The sequence below is a fragment of the Draconibacterium mangrovi genome, from assembly GCF_010586825.1.
Taxonomy (GTDB): domain Bacteria; phylum Bacteroidota; class Bacteroidia; order Bacteroidales; family Prolixibacteraceae; genus Draconibacterium; species Draconibacterium mangrovi.
In genome coordinates this window covers 1-20,888 of record NZ_JAAAGB010000018.1, presented here as the reverse complement: position 1 = coordinate 20,888, position 20,888 = coordinate 1, and the positions used below count along the sequence as shown (strand labels likewise).

At 39.5% G+C, this 20,888-nt stretch carries 16 protein-coding genes; 1 reads left to right on the top strand and 15 read right to left on the bottom strand.

What is annotated here, in order from left to right; all coding sequences use genetic code 11:
- Positions 1-36: 36 nt before the first annotated feature.
- The 13 genes from G4420_RS22685 to ribB all read right to left on the bottom strand — a co-directional run bounded on the left by G4420_RS22685 (position 37) and on the right by ribB (position 18,395).
- Complete coding sequence (locus tag G4420_RS22685; RefSeq protein WP_163326239.1) at positions 37-2,055, bottom strand: glycoside hydrolase family 3 protein; 2,019 nt, start codon at positions 2,053-2,055, stop codon at positions 37-39.
- Positions 2,056-2,061: 6 nt separating this feature from the next.
- Positions 2,062-3,519, bottom strand: coding sequence for a DUF1593 domain-containing protein (locus G4420_RS22680; protein WP_204273794.1), 1,458 nt, complete (start codon positions 3,517-3,519; stop codon positions 2,062-2,064).
- 199 nt (positions 3,520-3,718) lie between these two features.
- Positions 3,719-5,245 carry a RagB/SusD family nutrient uptake outer membrane protein gene (locus tag G4420_RS22675; protein WP_163326238.1) on the bottom strand — a complete coding sequence of 509 codons (1,527 nt, stop codon included), beginning with the start codon at positions 5,243-5,245 and terminating at the stop codon, positions 3,719-3,721.
- Positions 5,246-5,290: 45 nt separating this feature from the next.
- Positions 5,291-8,686: a TonB-dependent receptor gene (locus G4420_RS22670; protein ID WP_163326237.1), complete on the bottom strand. Its 3,396-nt coding sequence runs from the start codon at positions 8,684-8,686 to the stop codon at positions 5,291-5,293.
- 164 nt (positions 8,687-8,850) lie between these two features.
- Positions 8,851-9,861 (bottom strand): FecR family protein, encoded by a 1,011-nt coding sequence (locus G4420_RS22665; protein WP_163326236.1) that lies wholly within the window; start codon positions 9,859-9,861, stop codon positions 8,851-8,853.
- Positions 9,862-9,957: 96 nt separating this feature from the next.
- A complete protein-coding gene (locus G4420_RS22660; protein ID WP_163326235.1) occupies positions 9,958-10,560 on the bottom strand; it encodes an RNA polymerase sigma-70 factor in 603 nt (200 codons plus the stop codon).
- A gap of 168 nt (positions 10,561-10,728) precedes the next feature.
- Positions 10,729-11,670, bottom strand: coding sequence for a transketolase family protein (locus tag G4420_RS22655; RefSeq protein ID WP_163326234.1), 942 nt, complete (start codon positions 11,668-11,670; stop codon positions 10,729-10,731).
- Complete coding sequence (locus G4420_RS22650) at positions 11,660-12,499, bottom strand: transketolase (protein WP_163326233.1); 840 nt, start codon at positions 12,497-12,499, stop codon at positions 11,660-11,662. Before G4420_RS22650 ends, G4420_RS22655 begins: the two co-directional genes overlap by 11 nt.
- 25 nt (positions 12,500-12,524) lie before the next feature.
- Positions 12,525-13,541 (bottom strand): GRP family sugar transporter, encoded by a 1,017-nt coding sequence (locus tag G4420_RS22645; RefSeq protein ID WP_163326232.1) that lies wholly within the window; start codon positions 13,539-13,541, stop codon positions 12,525-12,527.
- A gap of 19 nt (positions 13,542-13,560) precedes the next feature.
- Positions 13,561-14,976: an L-fucose/L-arabinose isomerase family protein gene (locus G4420_RS22640; protein ID WP_163326231.1), complete on the bottom strand. Its 1,416-nt coding sequence runs from the start codon at positions 14,974-14,976 to the stop codon at positions 13,561-13,563.
- A 37-nt stretch (positions 14,977-15,013) separates the two neighbouring features.
- Complete coding sequence (gene glpK / locus G4420_RS22635; RefSeq protein WP_163326230.1) at positions 15,014-16,507, bottom strand: glycerol kinase GlpK; 1,494 nt, start codon at positions 16,505-16,507, stop codon at positions 15,014-15,016.
- A 278-nt stretch (positions 16,508-16,785) separates the two neighbouring features.
- Positions 16,786-17,553, bottom strand: coding sequence for a DeoR/GlpR family DNA-binding transcription regulator (locus G4420_RS22630; protein ID WP_163326229.1), 768 nt, complete (start codon positions 17,551-17,553; stop codon positions 16,786-16,788).
- 212 nt (positions 17,554-17,765) lie between these two features.
- The gene (gene ribB / locus G4420_RS22625) at positions 17,766-18,395 is read right to left on the bottom strand and encodes a 3,4-dihydroxy-2-butanone-4-phosphate synthase (protein ID WP_163326228.1); all 630 of its coding nucleotides are present in this window, start codon (positions 18,393-18,395) and stop codon (positions 17,766-17,768) included.
- A 352-nt stretch (positions 18,396-18,747) separates the two neighbouring features.
- Between ribB and G4420_RS23635 the strand changes: the two genes are divergently transcribed.
- A complete protein-coding gene (locus tag G4420_RS23635; RefSeq protein WP_163326270.1) occupies positions 18,748-18,894 on the top strand; it encodes an AraC family transcriptional regulator in 147 nt (48 codons plus the stop codon).
- A gap of 356 nt (positions 18,895-19,250) precedes the next feature.
- On the opposite strand, the gene G4420_RS22615 is transcribed toward G4420_RS23635, so the two are convergent.
- Both G4420_RS22615 and G4420_RS22610 read right to left on the bottom strand, forming a co-directional pair.
- The gene (locus G4420_RS22615) at positions 19,251-20,066 is read right to left on the bottom strand and encodes a sugar phosphate isomerase/epimerase family protein (protein ID WP_204273793.1); all 816 of its coding nucleotides are present in this window, start codon (positions 20,064-20,066) and stop codon (positions 19,251-19,253) included.
- A gap of 368 nt (positions 20,067-20,434) precedes the next feature.
- On the bottom strand, positions 20,435-20,888 hold a 454-nt coding region (locus G4420_RS22610), incomplete at its 5' end, for a DDE-type integrase/transposase/recombinase (protein ID WP_163326227.1).

The following is a 20,888-nucleotide window of genomic DNA, read 5'->3' as shown; positions in this document are numbered from 1 at the left end:
TATTACACCGTTAGAATAATACCAATCGACTATACTTTAATAACTAATTCCCTCATCAAAATTAAAAACAGCATAACCATCATATTCTTGACTTCCAGGAACATCAGGAAGATTGCTCTTTACTGCCTCAATAGATGCAGGTATAGTAAAAGGCATTTTACCCGTGGGATTAAACTTACCTGATAAAACATCAAGTACAGCATCGCTGGTTGTACCAAAAGTTGCCAAGACTGTGTTCAGGTTTCCATTGTCTATCTCGCTGATCACCCAGGGATTACTAAAGTTGATGATCACTGCTGTTGATCTTTGAGTCTTGATACGATTCACATAGTCTACATCGATACTGTTTTTCGACAGTTCATTATGAATTTCAGCACCTGTTGAGCCGAACAAACCTCCGGAACCGGGAATCAGCCATAAAACAGCCAGATCGGCTTTTTCCAGTGTATCCACAAATTCCACATCCCATTTATTCGTTTCCGGAACAATTACAATATGAGGATTATTGCTGCCTCGTGAAACCATGTATTTTTCAAAATATACTTTAGTTTTTGGTTTTACAGGAAGTAGATTTTCTTCATTCCGAAGCAAAACAATCGACTTTCGCAAAGCCAAATCTGCTCTGGCCTGGAACTGAGCATTGCCAACAATTGTATCAGCAGCCTCCACATCCACATACGGATTTTCAAAAATCCCCAATTCAAACTTTTCCTTTAATAAACGAGCTACTGATTCGTCGATACGAGCTTCAGAAACCAAGCCTTCCTTCACTGCTTCTAAAAGAAAAGTAGGATCTGCCACCCCTGAAAACAAGTCAACGCCAGCATCAACAGCCTTTTGGTAACGTTCTGAAATGGAAAGATTTTCAACACCCCAGGGCATCATAAAAATCGGGCCGGTATCGGAATTGATAATTCCCTTAAATCCAAGTTTGCCTCTTAACAGGTCGTTGATTATTATCTTGTTATAAGCAAAACCAATTTCTTCGTATTCAGTTTTTACAGGAACTGCGTAATACGGCATAATTGCCGAAGTACCTGCATTGATCGCAGCTTTAAAAGGTTTCAAGTGGTACTCGAGCATGTTCCCCGGATATTCCTGGTCTTTTCCCCAATCAAAATGGGCATCCTGACCATCCTTTTGTGGTCCTCCTCCCGGAAAGTGTTTTGTGGTTAGCGCCACGGAGTGAGGACCTAATTTCTGCCCCTGAAAACCAAGAACAACTTCAGTCATCATTTTGGCAGCCAGATCGGCATCTTCACCAAAAGTACCTTCTGTCCTGCCCCAGCGTGGTTCAGTAGCCAAATCGGCCATGTACATGTACCCTTTGCGAACCCCAACTGCGACCCATTCTTTGGCTGCAGTTTCAGCAAATTCGTGGGTCAATTCAAAATCGCGCATGGCAGCCAAACCCAATTCACCCGGCCATTTCGAAAAGCCGGTCTCTCCCAGACTTAGCCCCGGCGAGTTATCGATGGTGATATGATTTCGCGGATTTGAAGTGATCAGTACCGGAATTCCCAAACGCGAAGTTTCGGCCACTGCCTGAACCTTATTCGCCCATTCTGCAATGGTAGATGCCTTGCTATTGGCACGTAAAATAAAATGCCGGAGGTTTCTCTCCAGTATCCCTTTTGTAGTTCCTGAAACACTTAAAGTGGGCACAGGTAGCGGCTGACGCGTAAAGAAATTGGTTTCATTTATATTATCTTCTTCCGCCAAATCACTGGTCACTACTTGATTTACACCAAATCCACTACCGGAAGCTCCTCCCATGTTAATGGTACTGATCAGCATAAATCCAACTTTTTCTTCCAAAGTCATTTGCCCAATAAGATGGGCAACACGTTCATCGTTGGGCAGGCGCCAATCTTCATATTCATCGAGTTTGTCATTCTTATTTAAATCTTTAAATTGGAATCCGTTGGAATGTAAAAGATTAACTGTCCTGACTCCGAGTTCAGGTTGCTGTTGTGCAAATACACAGAATTGAAATGATGTTAACAATAATAAAAGGAATGCTGTGGAATTTTTCCACAAAATATTTTTTCTCATCATTGATTAATTAGGAATAATGGTTACAATCACACGCTTGTATCTTGATAAAGAAGGTGATCCCTTGTCGGTAACTTTTAAAATAAAATGAGCTGTTTCAGATTTTTCAACTTCAGGAGCAACAATAGTACGCACCTTGTACAGGTTTTCAGATAAAGATCCGAAACTTATCGCTTTTTTATAAGATCCTGCTTCAGGATACTGGAACCACCAGTAACTCAAATTATCTCCATCGGGATCAATGGTTCCACTGGCATCCAGGCTAAATATCTCTCCTGATTTTATTGTGAACTCATCAGGAGTACCTAATGCCGGTACAGGGGGGTGGTTTGCCTCATTATATGATGCAGTACACCAGTCCATTCGTGCAGCAAAGTCTTTCTGAAAATCATCACGCCAGCGCCACAAACTCACTTTATTGTTTGTTACCGTTAGTGTGTCTTTTCGAATTGCACGACCAAATTGATTCGGAATTCGTGGTGTGTATGTATCATCTGCATCGGTCCAGATTGGACGATTTTCAGGCTGATATTCGGCACCTCCCAGAAAAACAGATGGGATCGGGCCTTCCAACGGTTCAGGCTGATATAATTCGTAACGGCCTCCCCAGCCTCCCCATTCAGGATGTTCTGAATTACTCAGTCCATTCAGGATTAGATTTAACCACGCAGGAGTGTCGCCTTCCATACCATAAGCTACATCAGGATATTCAGCGCCGAGCGGACCATGACCTTGCTGAATGTTTTCGGCAATCCAGTCGTTACTGATTTTAGTGTTATCAATTCCTTCTATCACCGAGTTTATTGCGTTCCAGGTGGCAGTCATATAACTTCCAACACTAACGATATAAAACAAATCAGAAAAATTATTTCTCATCCAAATACCCGTGTCATCCTGGTCGGATATAGTGTAAACTCTGAGTTTGTTAATTAAGCGGTCCGCTTCTTTTTTACTTTTTGTTTCCCTGATTTTCCATAATGCCTGCGCCAGTGTATTCGGGCCACCCCAAACCGAAATCCATAAAGGCCTTTCATCATCTTGTTCCAGTACTTTAATAATCCAGTTCGATCCTTCCGAATCTTTTCCTTCACCAACTCCCTGCATTCCAAAAACCGGTAATCCCTGTTTTACCAAACTGTGCAGTTTTTCTGCTGTTGGGAAGCCAGGTTCGTGTTTTTCGAGATTTGGCTGCACTTTATCATAAGCATTAAGAATTTTATGAATTGTTTCGGGGGCTACTCTTTCTTTTTGATGTATCGAGGTAGTTGCAATAAGACCTTCCAGCTCAATTTGATTTGAATAAAGTAATAATCTTACTAAAGTTTGTGAATCATCCGGATCAGCCTCTATATCTGTTAATACAATCATTCGTTGTTTTGCCTGGTTGGAAGCAAAAACTACCGGTTTAAATGCAAAGAATAAGCAACCGAATATTACAGCATATTTCACAAATTTGTTCATCATATTAGTTATTGGTTAATGTATTTTCATTGAGTATGAATTCTAAAATCTACGCTGCGGTCAAACTGCAACATTCAGAGCACTATCTCATTTTTTCGTCCAATTACAGATGACTTATAACCGTATAAATGAGAGCTGTTTGTAAAGAACAGACAGTATTATAATCGACTGTCTGTTCTTATTTTATATTCTTATACGTTAATTACCAACCTGGATTCTGAACCATGTTGGGATTAACGCTCATTTCAGTTGATGGGAAAGGAAGCAATTCATGTTTACCAACTTTAAATCCGCACAAGGCAGGATCGTCGTTATAAACTTCCCAAATCACACTTCCATCCGTTAAGAGAGCCGGATTCTTCTGACCTTTCTTTGCAAGTGTAGTTGCTGCATCGCCCCAGCGGACGAGATTATGAAATCGGTGTCCCTCCATACAGAGTTCCAAACGCGATTCAGTTTTAATCTCATCAAAGGTTACAGCCCCAGTAATCAATGGTGCCTGTGCACGTGTACGTATCATATTAATATATTCCGTAGCTTTTCCGGCATTGCCACTTTGTAAATGAGCCTCAGCTGCAAGAAGCAGTACTTCATTGTATTTCATTATGCGATGATTATTGGCATAGAAATAACCTGCCCAAAAATCTTTGAGTATCCTGTATTTGTAAAACCATAACCCTTCATTATCTGTAATCGTCATGATGTTGGTTGTACCGTAGTCATTGATCATCTGATCGCGTGTAGCTATCGAATTCTTGAGACGATAACCATCAACTCCTTCTACTGAAACAAAATCATCGTATAGATCTTTAGTTGGATTTTCATACCCCCAGGTTGCTGTTGCAAAAGGAGCCTCTGCTGTATAACTATATTTTTCACCTCTAAGCCCCATACTTGTCCAATTTAACGTATTATTGGTGGCACTTTGTGATCTGTCATTAAGATAATGAACTTCATAGATGGATTCTTCAGTCATATTACCTAAAGGTGTTCCCGAAGTGCTCAGGTCAGTATGAAGACCGTATAGACCTGAATTTACGACATTATCAAGTATACTTGCAGCCTCAGAGTATTTCTCCTGGAAAATATAAGCTTTCCCCAAAAGCGACTGTGCAAACTGTTTAGTAACGCGGTAAGTCACGTCATCCTTGTTTGATTTTTGCGTAAGGGCACCACTGTTGATAGCTTCGTTAAGGTCTTTCTCTATAAAAGCCCAAAGATCAGCCGTAGTACTATTGGCTTGCAGATATTCTTCTTCGGCGAGTATATGATCAACAAGTGGAGGAGTTCCCCACAAAGTAGTCAAATAGAAATATGCAAAAGCCCTGAAAACCTTTGCTTCTGCAACGGCCCTTTTCATAACCTCAGTATCCCCAGTTACATATTCAACAATTACATTCGAACGGTACACGAGCGCGTACAAATTGTTATAAATAGTACTGAAACCACCATAAGCATCATCAAAGGTATAATCGTTTATTCTATAAAATCGACCATCGTAGTGGCTATTACCACCTGCCCAGATATCGTCAGAAAGGTTATTCAGTATAATGATCATATCCGTAAAATTCCCCTGGTAAAGAGCTCTAAGAGCCGTATAACATGCAGTAATACCCTCTTCAGCTTCACTATCTATCTGATAGTAGGAATCGATGGATGATACACTGTGTTGTTCTATGTCGAGGTTGTCTTCGCACGAGTTGAAAGAAAGGACACCGACAATAATCAAAATCAATGATATATATTTACTTTTCATAGTTTTTCAAATTAAAGATTAGAATGATAAGTTAATACCAAAAGTAACTCGTCGAGTAGTAGGATACTGACCATAATCAAGTCCAAGACCATCTCCACTCATTGAAACTTCCGGGTCGAATCCCGGATAATCAGTGAACACAAAGAAATCATCGAATGAAACATACACTCGTGCGTTATTAAAGATATTGGTTCTGTCCAGTATTCCCTTTGGAACATTGTATCCCAACTGAATCTGTTTGATTTTAAAGTACGAGCCATCAAATACCATTGCAGAACTCTGCACATAGTTTGCATAATCAGGAAGTGAAGCTGCGATATATTCAGCATTCTGTCCCGGAGTTGTCCAGCGTCGATCGTAGAAATACTTTAAGGTATTGGCTTGAATACGGGTTGAACGAGGAATTGCATAGCAGATTTCATTTCCGTAGGTACCATTTGCGAAAACAATCAGGTCAAATCCTTTATAAGCCAAATTAAGTGTCAGACCATAAGTAACATCAGGGATCGCCGAACCAATCATTGTTTTATCAGCATCATTTATAAGTCCGTCACCACTTATATCATTAAAGATGGGCGATCCATCTGAAGGATCAACACCAAGGTACTCATATCCTCTCATGTACCAAATAGGATATCCCACTTCGAAGAATGACGCAACACCTGAACCGCCACTGTTTCCTTCAACACGGCTAAGAGTAGGATATATATATGTCACCTCATTCTTAAGAGTTGAGAGATTGCCACTTACAGCATACGAGAAGTCACCAATGTCATCTTTCCAGCTCAAGTCAAATTCAAATCCCTTATTTACTACATTACCTGCATTAAGTGGAGATATTGTATTACCAACAACAGCCGAAGAATTTACAGTTGTCATAATAAGGTCTTTGGTTTCTTTCTTATACCAGTCCATGGTAAAAGTAAGTCGGTCTTTTAGCATACGCATATCCAATCCAAAGTCGAGCTGTTCAGAAGTTTCCCACTGCAGGTTGTAGTTACCTGTAGAAGACGGATACGAACCAACTTGGTAAGTAGATTCGGTGAAAGGATACATCACATCCGAAGTTATGGTTGAAGCATACATATAATCACCTAATCCAGAGATAGAACCGTTCTGTCCCCAGCTGGCACGCAGTTTCACATGCGAGAGCCAGTTTAAGTTTAAATTCTGGAAGAAGTTCTCACGAGAGAGAGTCCAACCTGCAGAACCTGATGGGAAATATCCCCATCTTGTGTTGAGCGGAAGAATGGAAAGGTCGGCAGCATCGGCACGTAACGATCCCTGAAAGAAGTACTTGTTATCGTAATTGTATGACAAACGTCCGAAGTAAGCCAATTCAGCATAAGTGCGTTTTTCACCACCAGTAATCTGCTTAGTGGCAGTACCGGTTGCATTGGCAAAATAAGCATAGTTGCGGTCTAGTTTAGTGATACCAATATTCTCGGCACTTGATCCGCTTACAGAACCTGATACGCCAAAAGTATTTCTTTCGGAGAATGATGTACCCGCCATTGCACCTACATTATGCTTCTCACTAAAAGTCTCATTGTAGTTAACAAAATTCTCCCACTGCCAATATTTGTTATCCAGACTACCTGCCTCAATTGTTACATAGTCATAGTTGGTATCAGTATTATCGGTATGTGGCCATTGAAGATTGTAGAAAGTATAACTTGAAAAGTCATATCCCAAACGAGAAGTAAAGGTAAGGGTTTTCCAAGGTGTTACATCGATACTTGAAACGCCACGGAAATTGAAACCTTCACTTTGTTGCTGGTAACCATCTCGCATAATGTATGGGTTCACATTGTTCGATTCCTGGAAAGGAGACATTGAATAGTAGTCGCCATTTTCATCGGTAAGGAAAGCATGCCCCATATCAAGAAGCGACTGCATATGAAGAGGTACATCGTCCTTCGAGTATATTACCGGAGTAAGCGGATCCATTTGAATTACCGAAGCAAGCATTGAATACATACCACCTTCGCGCACCCTTGTAGTGTTGAAATTGGCAAAATTGTTGTTTGATGCAAACTTCACCCAAGGCTTAATTTTATACTCAGCATTAACCGTACCGGTTAAACGTTCGTTTTTATCCTGATCGCCAATGATAGGACCATCGTTGCCTAAATATGAAAATGATCCGTAGATCGAGCTCTTGTCATTTGCTCCCTGAAAACTAAGACTGTGACGCTGCATAGCTCCGTTTTCGAATGCCACATCGGCCCAGTCAGTATCGGTTGTTCCATCATAATAATCATCAATACGAGATTGTGATACCAGGTTACCTTCAGTTACTGCATATTGAATATATTCCTCTGCATTTAGTACTTCAGGAATTCGGGCAACCTGCTGAATGGAATATTGCATGTTATAATCGATACGAAGAGTGCCCTTTGAAGCTTTCTTTGTAGTGATCAAAATAACTCCGTTACCTGCCTGAGCACCGTAAATAGCTGCAGATGCGGCATCTTTAAGGATTTCCATTGACTCAATATCTGAAGGATCAAGGTAACTAATATTAGTAGTGCGAAGACCATCCACAATGTATAGTGGAGTAGAGCTTGAGTTTGAACTATAACCACGGATACGAACAGAAGTTTCTGCACCTGGAGCACCAGAGGTTGTTACCACCTGAACACCTGCAGTTTTTCCCTGAATACCACGGTCAACCGTAGTAATACTTCTGTTTTCCAGGTCTTCCGCCTTAACCGATGAAATAGATCCGGTTAAGTCGCTCTTCTTTTGCACACCATAACCTACAGCAACTACTTCTTCCAGCCCAATAGTTTCTTCTTCCATTGTTACTGAATAATTAGTTCTGTCATCGATGGTTAATACCTGTGTGCGCATACCCACAAAAGAGACTTGAACGCTTTGGGTATTTGCCGGGATTTTCAATGTAAAGTTTCCATCAAAATCGGTTACAGTTCCTATCGTAGTTCCTTCAACTACCACGGTAACTCCCGGAAGCGGCTCACCTTTCGTATCTGTAACCTTTCCGTTAATAGTCTTTTGTTCCTGATCAGCAGTTACAGTTCTTTTTGCGGTTAAAGCAATTTGCCTGTCATTAATCTTGTACTCGATATTTGATTCAAGCAATAACTTATCAAGAACATCTGTAATTAACTTATCATTAAATTCCACATTAATATTCTGCTCTACATCTACCACAGATGCATCATAAATAAAGTAGAATTCTGACTGCTGTTCAATTTCTTTCAGGACCTCCTTTAATGAAGAATTTTGCATACTAAGGTTGAGCCTTGTTGTCTGAGAGTAAGTACTAACCGCAAAAACCTGGGTTATACTTATCAGTAAGATAAAAATAGTTGCTTTCATAGCTACTAATAGTTTTGATTTCATTACCTGCCGGATAATGGAAATCAATTCACATTCGTTTTTTTTCATAAATTTGTTCTGATTTGAGTTAATGATTCAAATTATTTTGTGCCGGACACTGCAAATATCTTGGCACATAGAGATTTTAGAAGGAGATGTTAGCGCATCTCCTTTAATCTTAAGAAAAAAGGAATTTTCACATAGGCATCATAAGTTTTTAGTTCGTTAGATTGTTAGTAAAATTCTATTATTGATTTATTTAGTTCGTCATTTTTAAGCACTTTGTATTTAATTGAACAGGAATACTCAATGTATTCAAGAATCTCGCTCAATTCTTCGTCTTTAAACCGTGCGTTGAACACAGATTTGTAAACTGTGTTATTTTTCACTTCGATATCCACATCGAATTTTCGCTCCAGTTTTTCAATCACCTCAACCATAGGCGAATCCGCAAATATCAGATAACCTTCTTTCCAATTTGTGAAGTCTTCGGTATCGATATGATCAACTTTGAACTCATCCGATTTCAAATCGTACCTTACTCGTTCTCCTGGTTCCATTTTTAACGAAAATGATTCAACGTTAGAATTAAGCAACTCTACTTGACCCGATTCCAGAACAACATCAATCTCATTGCTCCCGGGATAGGCGTTCACATCAAATTTTGTTCCCAGCACTTTCACTTTAATTTCGCTGCATGCTACTGTTAACGGTAGCATTTCATTTCGTGTTACGCTAAAGTAGGCCTGCCCTTCCAGCACCAAATCGCGGTTGTCGAAGGAATAACCGTTGTTATACGTAAGTTTTGTTCCTGAATTCAGCCAAACAACAGAGCTGTCGGGTAGGAGTATTTTTGATGTCTGTCCGTTATCGGCAACAACCGATGTATATTTAAATTCCTGCACCGACGAAACCGTTTGCTCCGTTTGCCTGTTCAAATAGAAAAACAGTGGAATACCAAGCACCGCAATAAAAATGGCTGCATATTTAAAAACCTCACCTATTGAAAGATAACGTTCTCTTACTTTTTCTTTTTCAATTTTTTTTTGCAGCTGTTTGTATGATCTTTCAATATCATAGTCTGCCATTTTCTTTGTTGAAGAAAATAAAGCCCACGCAATCTTCAGCTTTTTATAAAAGGCAATTTGCTCGTCATCTTTACGAATCTCGTCAATTACCACACGCTTAACATCAGCGTCAAGATTCCCGGTAATGTAATCTATTATGTTCTTTAAATTCTTCATGCTCCTATTAATACTATTGCACGAGGAAGCAAATACCCTTGGTGAAATTTGCTTTTTTTTCTCTTTTTTTTCTTTTCAAAAATAAACCTCTAAAAACTAGAGCGTTAAAAGACAAGATGCAATAGGTAAATATTCTTTCAGCGCGTTTCTGAAAATCTTGAGACTTTTTGAGATATGACCTTCTACAGTTTTGATAGAAATGTTGAGTTCCTCCGATATTTCCCGGTTCTTTTTATCGTGAAAACGGCTAAGTTCGAAAACTTTTCGGCACTGCGCAGGCAGCTCCTCGAGCGTAGAAATTATAATAGCCTGAATTTCATTAAAAGCCAGGTCAGATGTATCGAATGACTTTAAAGATGATATGTTGAGCTCGATTTCATTAATATCAAACGAGTTATTAATGAGCTTTTTCTGATACCGTGCGTCGCGCAACCTGTAAAGACAGTTATTCCGGGCAACAGAAAATAAATAGGCCGTAAGATTAGTATCGTCTTTTAGCACCTTTCGGTTTTTCCAGAGCGCCAAAAATGTATCCTGTACAATGTTTTCTGCGGTTTCTTTTTCCGGAATAAAATCGAAAGTAAAGAAAAATAGTTTCGAAAAATAGTCGTTATAAACTACTTTAAAAGCAGCTTCGTCGTTAGCCCTTATTTTTTCTACTAAATACTTATGTGTACTATTGATTATTCTTTCGCTCACAGCATCGTAAAATTAGAATAATTTGCGATTCAACATGCACTAAATTTTCGTTTCGAAATAACAGATCTTCTTATTTTTATCCTATCCTGTTTTAAGTCAACTCTTTATTTAGAAAACGCCTAAACCACACTATCTAAGCGTTTTTTTCAGCTCCTTTACTCAACTATTTTATAATCCGGCAAGCAATTTTTTGGCTTCCGAAACAATATTTTCAGTGGTTAAGCCATAATACTCAAGTATTTCGATTGGTTTCGCATTGATCACATTTTCATCGGGAATTCCCAGAATTTTCATTTTCACCGGATATTCCTGCGATGTGAGTTCTGCAACCATCGCTCCAACACCACCATAAATACTGTGCTCTTCAACAGTTAAAACACATTTTGTATTTTTTATGGCATTTAAAACTGTCTCAGCATCGAAAGGTTTTACAGAAACCAAGTCAACCACAGTAGCTTCAATGCCTTCTTCAGCCAATTTTTCAGCAGCCTTAACAGCATGATATACAGTCTCGCCTGTTGCAATAAGTGCAATATCCTTTCCCTCTGACAACACTTTTGCTTTGCCAAATTCAAAATCATCATTCTCAGAATACACATCCGGAACGGCATTTCTACCCATCCGAACATAAGCAGGAATAGCTGATTTTACCAAATACTGAATTAGCTTTGTTGTTTGAAAACGGTCGGCCGGTAAATAAACTTCCATTCCGGGAAACGTGCGCATAACAGCCAAATCGTGCAAACTATGATGGGTTGCACCCAACGCGCCATAACTCACGCCACCACTTACCCCAATAATTTTCACATTTGTATTGGTGTACGCCACATCCACTTTTACCTGTTCCAGCGCACGTGCCGAATAAAAACATGCCGGTCCGCTAACAAAAACATTATTACCTGCGAGTGCCAAACCAGCTCCCACTCCAACTGCATTTTGCTCGGCAATTCCTACTTCAACAAATTGCTCGGGCAATTCATTTGCATACTGGTCCAGCGTTACACTTCCACGCGCATCAGAAGTTACCACAAAAATGCTTTTATCAGCCTTGGCCTCTTCCAAAATTGTATTGGTAAACGCTTTTCGGCATGGAATAACACTACTTGACATACAACGCCTCCTTTCTTTCGTTCAGTTCTTTAATTGCCAACTCCAACTCTTCGGCAGTCGGCACTTTATGATGCCATACCGCTTTGTTCTCCATAAACGAAGCTCCTTTCCCTTTAATGGTATTTGCAATAATAAAAGTTGGTTTGTTCGCTTCCACCGGGCACGAATTGAATACATCAATAAGTGCTCCCATATCATGCCCGTCAACATTTACAACTGCCCAGCCATTTGCTTCATACTTTTTCTGCAAATCTTCAATGGCCAACACATCTTCTGTTCGTCCACTGATCTGCAAGTTGTTCCTGTCGATTATCGCAACCAGGTTGTCCAGCTTATAATGGCCTGCAGATGCTGCTGCTTCCATTATCGATCCTTCACCATGCTCTCCATCTCCCATCAAAACATAGGTATTAAAACCCAGGTTCTGTCTTTTCGAGGCTAATGCCATTCCTACACCAACAGAAAGTCCGTGTCCGAGTGCTCCTGAATTCACCTCTATTCCCTTAATTTTCCGGGTTGGGTGACCGGTGAGATCAGAATTAAACTTACCGTAAGTGTCAAGCAGAGCACGATCGATAAAACCTCTCCGTTCAAGAACAGCGTAGTAGCCTTCAACCGAGTGTCCTTTGCTCAGAATAAAACGATCGCGCTTGTTATCATTCATATTTTCCGGATCGATATTCATTACCGAAAAATACAGCGCGGTGAGGATGTCCACCAGCGACATAGAGCCGCCAGTGTGTCCTCCTCCGGCGTTATAAATGACCTCAAGCGTACGCTTTCTGATCTCAATCGCCTCTTTTTCTAATTCATTAATACTATAATCCATTTCCTTTTACTAATCCATTTCTATTCTAACTATTCGACATCGATATCAACACCAGCCCTATCAGGAACAACACAAACATAGTTGCCAGTAAGGCATTTGTACCTTTCGGAGCTCCTTTAAACTCCTTCCATACAAACACTCCCCATAAAATGGCTACAACCGGCGCTGCATTACTAAGTGCATATGATATTGCCGGGTTGGCACTTCCTGCCGACATAAAACTCACCACCATACCTGTCATCCAGATCAATCCTCCTAAAACACCAACAGAGTGTGTTTTTAGGTCGCCTTTGAAATATTCTTTCATTTTAACAGGTTCCCCTTCAACAGGGAATTTCATAAATATCGGGTTGAAAATTGGCGTACTTACAGCAACTCCAACTGCAAAAAAGAATACGCCGGTATATGGAGTAAGATTTCCTGCTCCACCTGTAACAAAGCTGTTGTCGAGCGATTTTACTACCAATCCGTAGAAGAATGCGATCAACAAACCTGCTCCAACCGACAAGAGAATACCTTTTGCAGATGCTTTCTCTTGTTTCTGTGCCAGACGTTTATACGACAGCATACTCAAATAAATGGCAACAATAATTACTGCAACACCAATAAACAGGAGTGTTACATTTCCTTCGGGTTTACCTTTATCGAGAATTACCAGAATAAAATTGAAAGCAATACCCAATATCCAGGCTAAACCGCCACCGATAGGAAATCCAACCGACATTCCTGCAACTGCAATTGCAGCTGTTAACAGAATATTACCGAGGTTCCACACAATTCCACCTAGCATTGCGTTAAAAATGCTGCGGCCATCGGCTTGTGCCAGATCCTGCATGAAAGTGCGGCCTTCTGTTCCCATACTACCAAAAGTAAATGCTGCGACAGTTGCAGCAAGCAACAATCCAAGCGTTAAATCCCAGTAAAACAGTTCAAAACGCCAGGTACGGGCTGCCAATTTTTGCGTATTGGCCCACGACCCCCAACATACCATTGACACAAAAAAGAAAAACAGTGCCAGGCCATAATTATGAACGAGTATCATAGTTTAAGTGTTAAGTTGATTATTCGTGTGTGTAAACATCCCAGCCCATGTAATTTCCAATGGCCTCTTCCAAAATTGAAGAAACATGTCCGCGAACCATACCAACGTGGTGTTCGTAACCGTTTTTGCACATGTATTTCATTAATCCCTGCAGATTTGGAATTTCACAAACAGCAATACCACCGTCCATTCCATAAGGATCGTCGGTAATTACACCTTCTCCCAGGTACGATTTGATACCACCTTTTGTATCGTCGGTTGAAATTCTGAAATAAGTCATTTTACCCGCTGCAACTTTACCTTTTACGGCACCAAATGTATCCTGCTGACCCAAAACAGTTCCTAGTACGTCGAGACTACCAATTTCAATCTCATTTTCGAAGAATGATTTTGGATAGTTACTACAGTGTGTTAATACACATTTGTCTCGGTCTTCAGCAAAGTTGTTGTTCCAATCGAGCAACGCCGATGGTTTTTGCGAAGCCAAAGCCAACGCGTACATACCAATTGTTCCTGCAATGTCAACCTCGCAAGCCGATGGCATCAACTTCTCTCCCATCATACTCATGGTTACACAAGCGGCACAACCAAAGTTCTTCTCAATTGATTCCCAGCACTGAAGAGCTGAAATATCAATGTCGTTTTCTTCAATCCAGTTTTCAACTGCCAAACCAAAACGGGCTTGTTTGCTGATCTGTCCTTTGTGAAGAATATTGCAAGTACCATAGTTCTGAATGGCCTCAACTTTTTCTTTTACTTCAGGTGCATTTTCATCGATCTTTTCGGCAGCTGCCAAAATCTCCGACATATCAACCGGAACAACTGTAATACCTGCACGCTGCAAAATCTTCTCGCTTACGCGCATGGTTTGAAAACCAATCGGACGTGTACCAATAGCACCCACACGTAATCCTTTCATTCCGTTTACAACACGGCAAACACCGGCAAACTTGTAAATATCTTTCGTAAATTCTTCGCAATCCAGCGAATAAGTATGGTAAGTAGTATCGGTAAATTTAATTCCGTACTGATAGAAGTTGTTGCAAACCGATAATTTTCCACAGAATGCATCACGACGGCTTTTCACATCCACTTTGTCGTTGTCATCATCAACAGCAACTACCAAAACAGGAACGTTCAACCCGGCCATGTCAATTGAATTTACCACACCAAGCTCATCGCCAAAGTTTGGAAGAACTACGATAATTCCGTCGATAACATCAGCATGTTGTTTGAAATATTTAGCGCACTTCACCGCGTCTTCATAACCTTCGATATTGCCAGTTGGCGTTTCACTTTCAGGAAGGATCACCGAACCGAATCCTAAGCTCGCCAATTTGTCAAGCACTTTTTTACGGGCATCAACCGCCAATTGAAAATTGAAAATGTTTCGGGTAGCGATTATTACCCCAAATGTTTGTTTGTTTTGTTTCATCGTTTTAATCTTTTGATTTTATAATTTGAATTTAGTTTTATAGTCTTGCTCTTTCCACAGCCTTTTTCCAGCCGCTGTAAAGCTCTTTTGTATTTTCAGCATCCAATTCAGGATTGTAAACCAGCGCCGACTCTCTTAATGAAGCGATTTCGTCCAAATCCTTCCAGAAACCGGTAGCTAACCCAGCCATAAATGTTGCCCCCAATGCTGAAACTTCCTCAATCTCGGCACGAACAACTGTTCTTCCCAGCATGTCAGATTGAAACTGCATTAAGAAGGTATTTTTTGTAGGGCCTCCATCAACACGAAGTTCCTGCAACTGAATGGCACCTTTTTCTTCCATTAAAGAAATCAGGTCTTTTACCTGGTAAGCAATACTTTCGAGTGCGGCCCGAACAACGTGAGCTTTTTTAGTGTTTCGCGCCATACCCGACAAACATGCACGGGCAGTATTATCCCAGTAAGGTGCTCCTAAACCAACAAATGCAGGAACAAGGTATACGCCGTTGTTATCATCTACCGAACAGGCAAGTGCCTCGGTTTCCGACGCATCTTTTATAAGTTCCAAGTCGTTTTTCAGCCAGTTTATTGTATCTCCGGTGCAATGAATATTTCCTTCGTACACATAGAATATCTTTTTATTCAGTCCGTAACCAATCGATGTGACCAAACCCTCAGGCGACGGTGCCGGCTTCTCTCCAATGTTCATCATTATTGACGATCCGGTTCCATAGGTCGCTTTTCCCATTCCTGGCAAAAAACAGTTCTGACCGAACAATGCAGCATGCGAATCACCAAGAAGTCCGGAAATTGGCAGCGGATTTTCAAGAATTACCGACGGATCTGTGTAGCCAAAGATTTCGTTGCTGAAATTCACTTCAGGAAACATACTTTTATCCAGATCAAACAAATCGATCAATTCAGCATCCCATTCAAGAGTATTAATATTAAATAATAATGTACGACATGCATTGGAGTAATCGGTAGCATGAACTTTACCACCCGACAGTTTCCAAAGCAACCAGCTATCCATTGTTCCCAAAAGCAAATCGCCCTTGGCGGCCTTTTCTTTTAGCCCGTGCGTATTATTCATTAGCCAACACAATTTACTGGCTGAAAAGTAAGGATCGATCAGCAATCCCGTTTTTTCAGAAACCATTGCCGAATAACCTTTCCCCTTCAACTCATTACAATAATCGGCACCTCTCTGACATTGCCAAACAGCAGCATTTGCCACCGGCTCTCCGGTATTTTTATCCCAAATCATTGAAGTCTCGCGCTGGTTGGTTATTGCAATACTTGCTAACTCCTGTTCAGAAATTTCATTTGCCGTTAAAATTTTGCTTATCCCCTCGCAGGTATTATTAAAGATCTCCACTGGGTCGTGCTCTACAAAACCGGGCGCCGGATAATACTGCCGATGCGCAATAGTAACGCGATCGGACACTTTGCCCTTTTTATTAAATAAGATAACTTTAGTTGCCGAAGTACTTTGATCTATAGAAAGAATGTAATTTTTTGAATCGTTCATTTTCGTTTAATATTACTTTGGTATAGTTATTTTTTTATTGACAAAGCGAAAATAAAAGAAAATTTAAAGAAACAAAACAAAAGCACGAACAAAAAAGAAAGAATTCGTAAAAAATAAGATTTGACCCAGAATTTTTTGAATACAGCAGATAAAAGTTCAGACATGACATCTCAATGAAACGTTCTCAATCAATAGCAAAAAAACACTGAATACATGAGCATTACAACCTTCGACAAGGAAGTAACAAACAAAAAATAAGAAACTAAAAACGGAAGTTTTTAAGAAACGATCATTTTGATATCGTGGCGAGAAAAGATATCGATATAATCTTCATTTATTTTTGAATCGGTTATTAAATAATCAATCAAAGACAAAGCCCCAAGACTGGCAAACGAGCTTTTTCCGATTTTTGATGAATCCGCCACCAGATACACAACATCTGCCGATTCTATCATCGCCCTCTTTACACAAATATCACTGATACTCGGATAAGTAAGTCCTGATTTTAATGCAATACCTGCAGTCGCCAAAAACAACTTATCTACATGAAGCCCCTCCAAAGAATCAGCAGCCTTTTGCCCTGTAAGAGAAAGCGTTGGCGCTTTAAACTCCCCCCCGGTAAGTATCAGGTTTATTTCCGGATCAGCACCTAAAATCAAAGCAATATTCAGCGCATTAGTAATCACTGTCAGGTTTTTAAATCCGGTAATGTGTTTGGCAATTTCTGATACCGTTGATCCGGAATCAAGGATAATAGTATCACCATCATTAATCATTTCGACAGCTTTTTTGGCAATAGATTCCTTTTCGGCCATGTTCTCATTATTGAGCAACTCGATATTCTGAACATTCGCGCTGATATTTTTCAGATAAGCACCACCATGCTCACGCACAACAAGCCCCTCATCCTCAAGCTTTTCAAGATCCTGACGTATCGTCACTTCAGTCACTTTAAATATCTTGCTTAACTCCAATACTTTGGCGTGACCATCTTCTCTAATCAAGTCAAATATCTTTTCCCGGCGTTGTTGTGGCAATAACTTCATTTATCTATATTCTGTAAAAATCAGTTTGGCTAATTATTGTCACAAATATAGAAAAGAAAAAGAAAAAGAAAAACAATCGAAAGTATTACTGACTTTTAATTGAATTAATAAAGAGATTCGCAATAATAACCTTCCACTAATTTTACTTGAGTTGCCATTAATAAAACAAGGTTATCCAGCAACAAATACACGAGTAAATTATAATGCTAAAATCAGTTTCCTTTATTGCCACGAATGTGTTTTATGTACTCGATTAGCTGCTTTACGGTAATTAGAACTAGGTTAAATTTTTCGGAGACTTTAATTAGATCATTATATCGAGCCATTGTGCCATCGTCGTTTATTATTTCAACCAATACGCCCACTGGCTCCAATCCCGCCAATTTCATAAGATCCACAGCAGCTTCCGTATGCCCCGGCCTTTCTATAACACCGCCAGGTTTTGCCTTAATGGGGAATATATGCCCGGGTCTGCCCAAATCAGCAGGAATAGTAGTTTTATCAACTAAAGCAAACAGTGTTTTTGCCCTGTCTTCTGCAGATATACCAGTTGTACATCCCTGACCAATCAAATCTACAGAAACAGTAAAAGCAGTACTATTTATGGCATTATTATTTATAACCATAGATTGAAGCTCCAGCTCATCACACCTTTCTTCGGTTAGTGCAGCACAAATCAAACCTCTACCCTCTTTTGCCATAAAATTTACAGCCTCTGGTGTTATCAACTCTGCTGCCACAATAAAATCTCCTTCGTTCTCTCGATTTTCATCATCTGCAACAATTATCAGCTTTCCACGTCGTAATTCCTCTAAAGCTGCTTCTACTTTATTAAAACTCATTTCTTGCGTTATTTTTTTGAATTCGCAAATATAGAAAAGAAAAAGAAAGCAAATCAGAAAGTACTTGGATTAAATGTAATAGTGATGCTTAGTTTACTAAAAAATTGGGCAGCCATCTGTGAGGTTTTACTTGTATAGGTTATTGACACTTTATTGGCTATCGGATTCTCCATAAAATTTGGTGTATTTAAGAGATAATTAAATAATTTAACAACAAGTAATTATAGAGTTACCCAAAGGGGACCATTCGAGAAACAGACTAAATACATCACTGATAGTTAGTGCATTGCAAAATACACCGTCCACATTATAGGTATAACTCCCAACGATTTTATATCCAATTATCGCTTAAATAAGCAACAGAATTCATAAAAGAAGAAGAAAATTCTATTTCTCTGGTATCAGAAAAACAGGATTCTCAAGTCCTTCTGTTTTTTCAAGAAAATTTAAGGAAAAGTTTAAGGTATCTCCTTCGGACTACCTGAGGAAATTTTCTTGAGCGACTATTTACATTTTATTCTACCTAGAAGAACAAAAGGCTGATATCCAAATGAAATCAACCTTTTGCATCAATTCTTACGAATGAATACCGTAACAACTGACTGAATTAACTTTTATTGGTCCTTATAATACTGACGATAAAAGAGTGCAATCCTCTTGATATATTGGCAAGGTTCGATATATAATTTTATCTTTTGCATTGGATTGCAAATAGCCAATCAAGCTATTTACCAATAGATTAGAGGCTTTTACTTCCAGCGTATTACAAATTCAAATTATATTTGAAAACTCCATGCATCATACAATAACCAAACATATTTTTGCGTGTAATTTTTCAGCTATCTTCTTTCAAAATCATATTTCTTCATGTAAAAACTCACCGCTTACTTGCAGTGATTTTACCGGAGAATCGTCAATCCAGTTTCTATGTGTTTCCAGAATTATGGCCTTCACCCCATACTTTTTTGCAGTCGTAATTAGATCAACTAAATTGACATTTCCGGTTCCCAACTCCATACTATCCGATTTTATAATAGAGCCCATTTTACCTTTCTCTCTGTTTCCCCGATCATTGATGTGATAGAGTTTCATTCTGTTGCCAAGCAATTCCATTAATTTCACGGCATCGCAACCAGCTTCAATCGCCCAGTACGAGTCAAATTCAAAATTTACATAAGCAGAATCTGTGTTCTCCACTAACACTTCAAAAGCTGTTTCACCTGATTCTACCCTGCGAAATTCGGTGTTATGGTTATGATACAAGAGATTTAATCCACCTTGCTTTAAAAGCTTGCCGGCATGGTTTAAATCGGTGGCCAACTTTCGCACCTCGTCGCGGCTCGAATAATCAAACCGATACATACCGGTTACCACCACATATTCAGTGTTAAATGATTTTGCCTCTGCAATAATTTCTTCGGTATTCTTTAAAATACTGCCCAAGTCTTCGTGAATGCTCACCACTTTTAAGCCTGATTCTGTAATCAATTCATGCCAGTTTAACTTGCCACTATTTCCTGTTGGCATTCCTGCCATCCAAGTAATAACAGGTACAATAAACGGCACTTTTTTAATCATAAAACTGTTTAATTCAATCCCTTCAAAACCTGCTGCTTTTACAAATCTTAGCGCTAATCTGGCATCTTCTTCGGTTTGAATAACTTTTCGCAACTGAAATTGCTGAATGGCCTGCACCGGTCTGTTAATATCCTTTTGTTCTGTCCTGAGACTTGTGTTTAACGTCAGAACCTATTGGACAAATTTTTCTATAAACTTAAGAGATACTTTTTACATTTAAAATTAATAATTATGATAATTTTTATTTGCTGTTGAAATATTGATAACTTTTAGCTTCACGTTAAGAAAGTTATCAATATTTCAATGGCTACTTAAGCCGACTTCCGATTCATTCTCCTCCTTTCATTTATGGTTTCAAATTTTATCTCTTTTCTTCGAATCAAAACTTCTTTAGCCCGTCCAAAATAAACATCGGCAGGCGTTACATTTTGTAATGATTCGTGATAACGATGATTGTTATATTAATCCACAAACACTTCAATATTGGCCCTCAAATCATCAGGGAAGAAGTAATTTTCGAGTTTTACCACATTTTTCATCGAACGGTGATATCGCTCAATCTTCCCCTGTGTTTGCGGGTGGTACGGGGCACCACGCACATGGCCCATTTTACTGTCGCTTATGAATTTTTGGAACTCATTGGGAACGTAGCAGGAACCATTATTAGACAAAAGTCTTGGCCGATTATCCGTATTGAGTCCTGTTTTTTTCAATGCTGTTTTGACAATCCGTTTGGCATCGGTCGTTTCCATATTGGTGCTAAGTTCCCAGGCAATGATATAACGGGAGTAATCGTCCATAATAGTAGACAAGTAATACCAACCCCAGTTTATCACTTTAAAGTACGTAAAATCGGTCTGCCATTGCTGATGAACGTGCCTGGTTTTGTCTTTAAACTCATCAGCCGCAGCCATT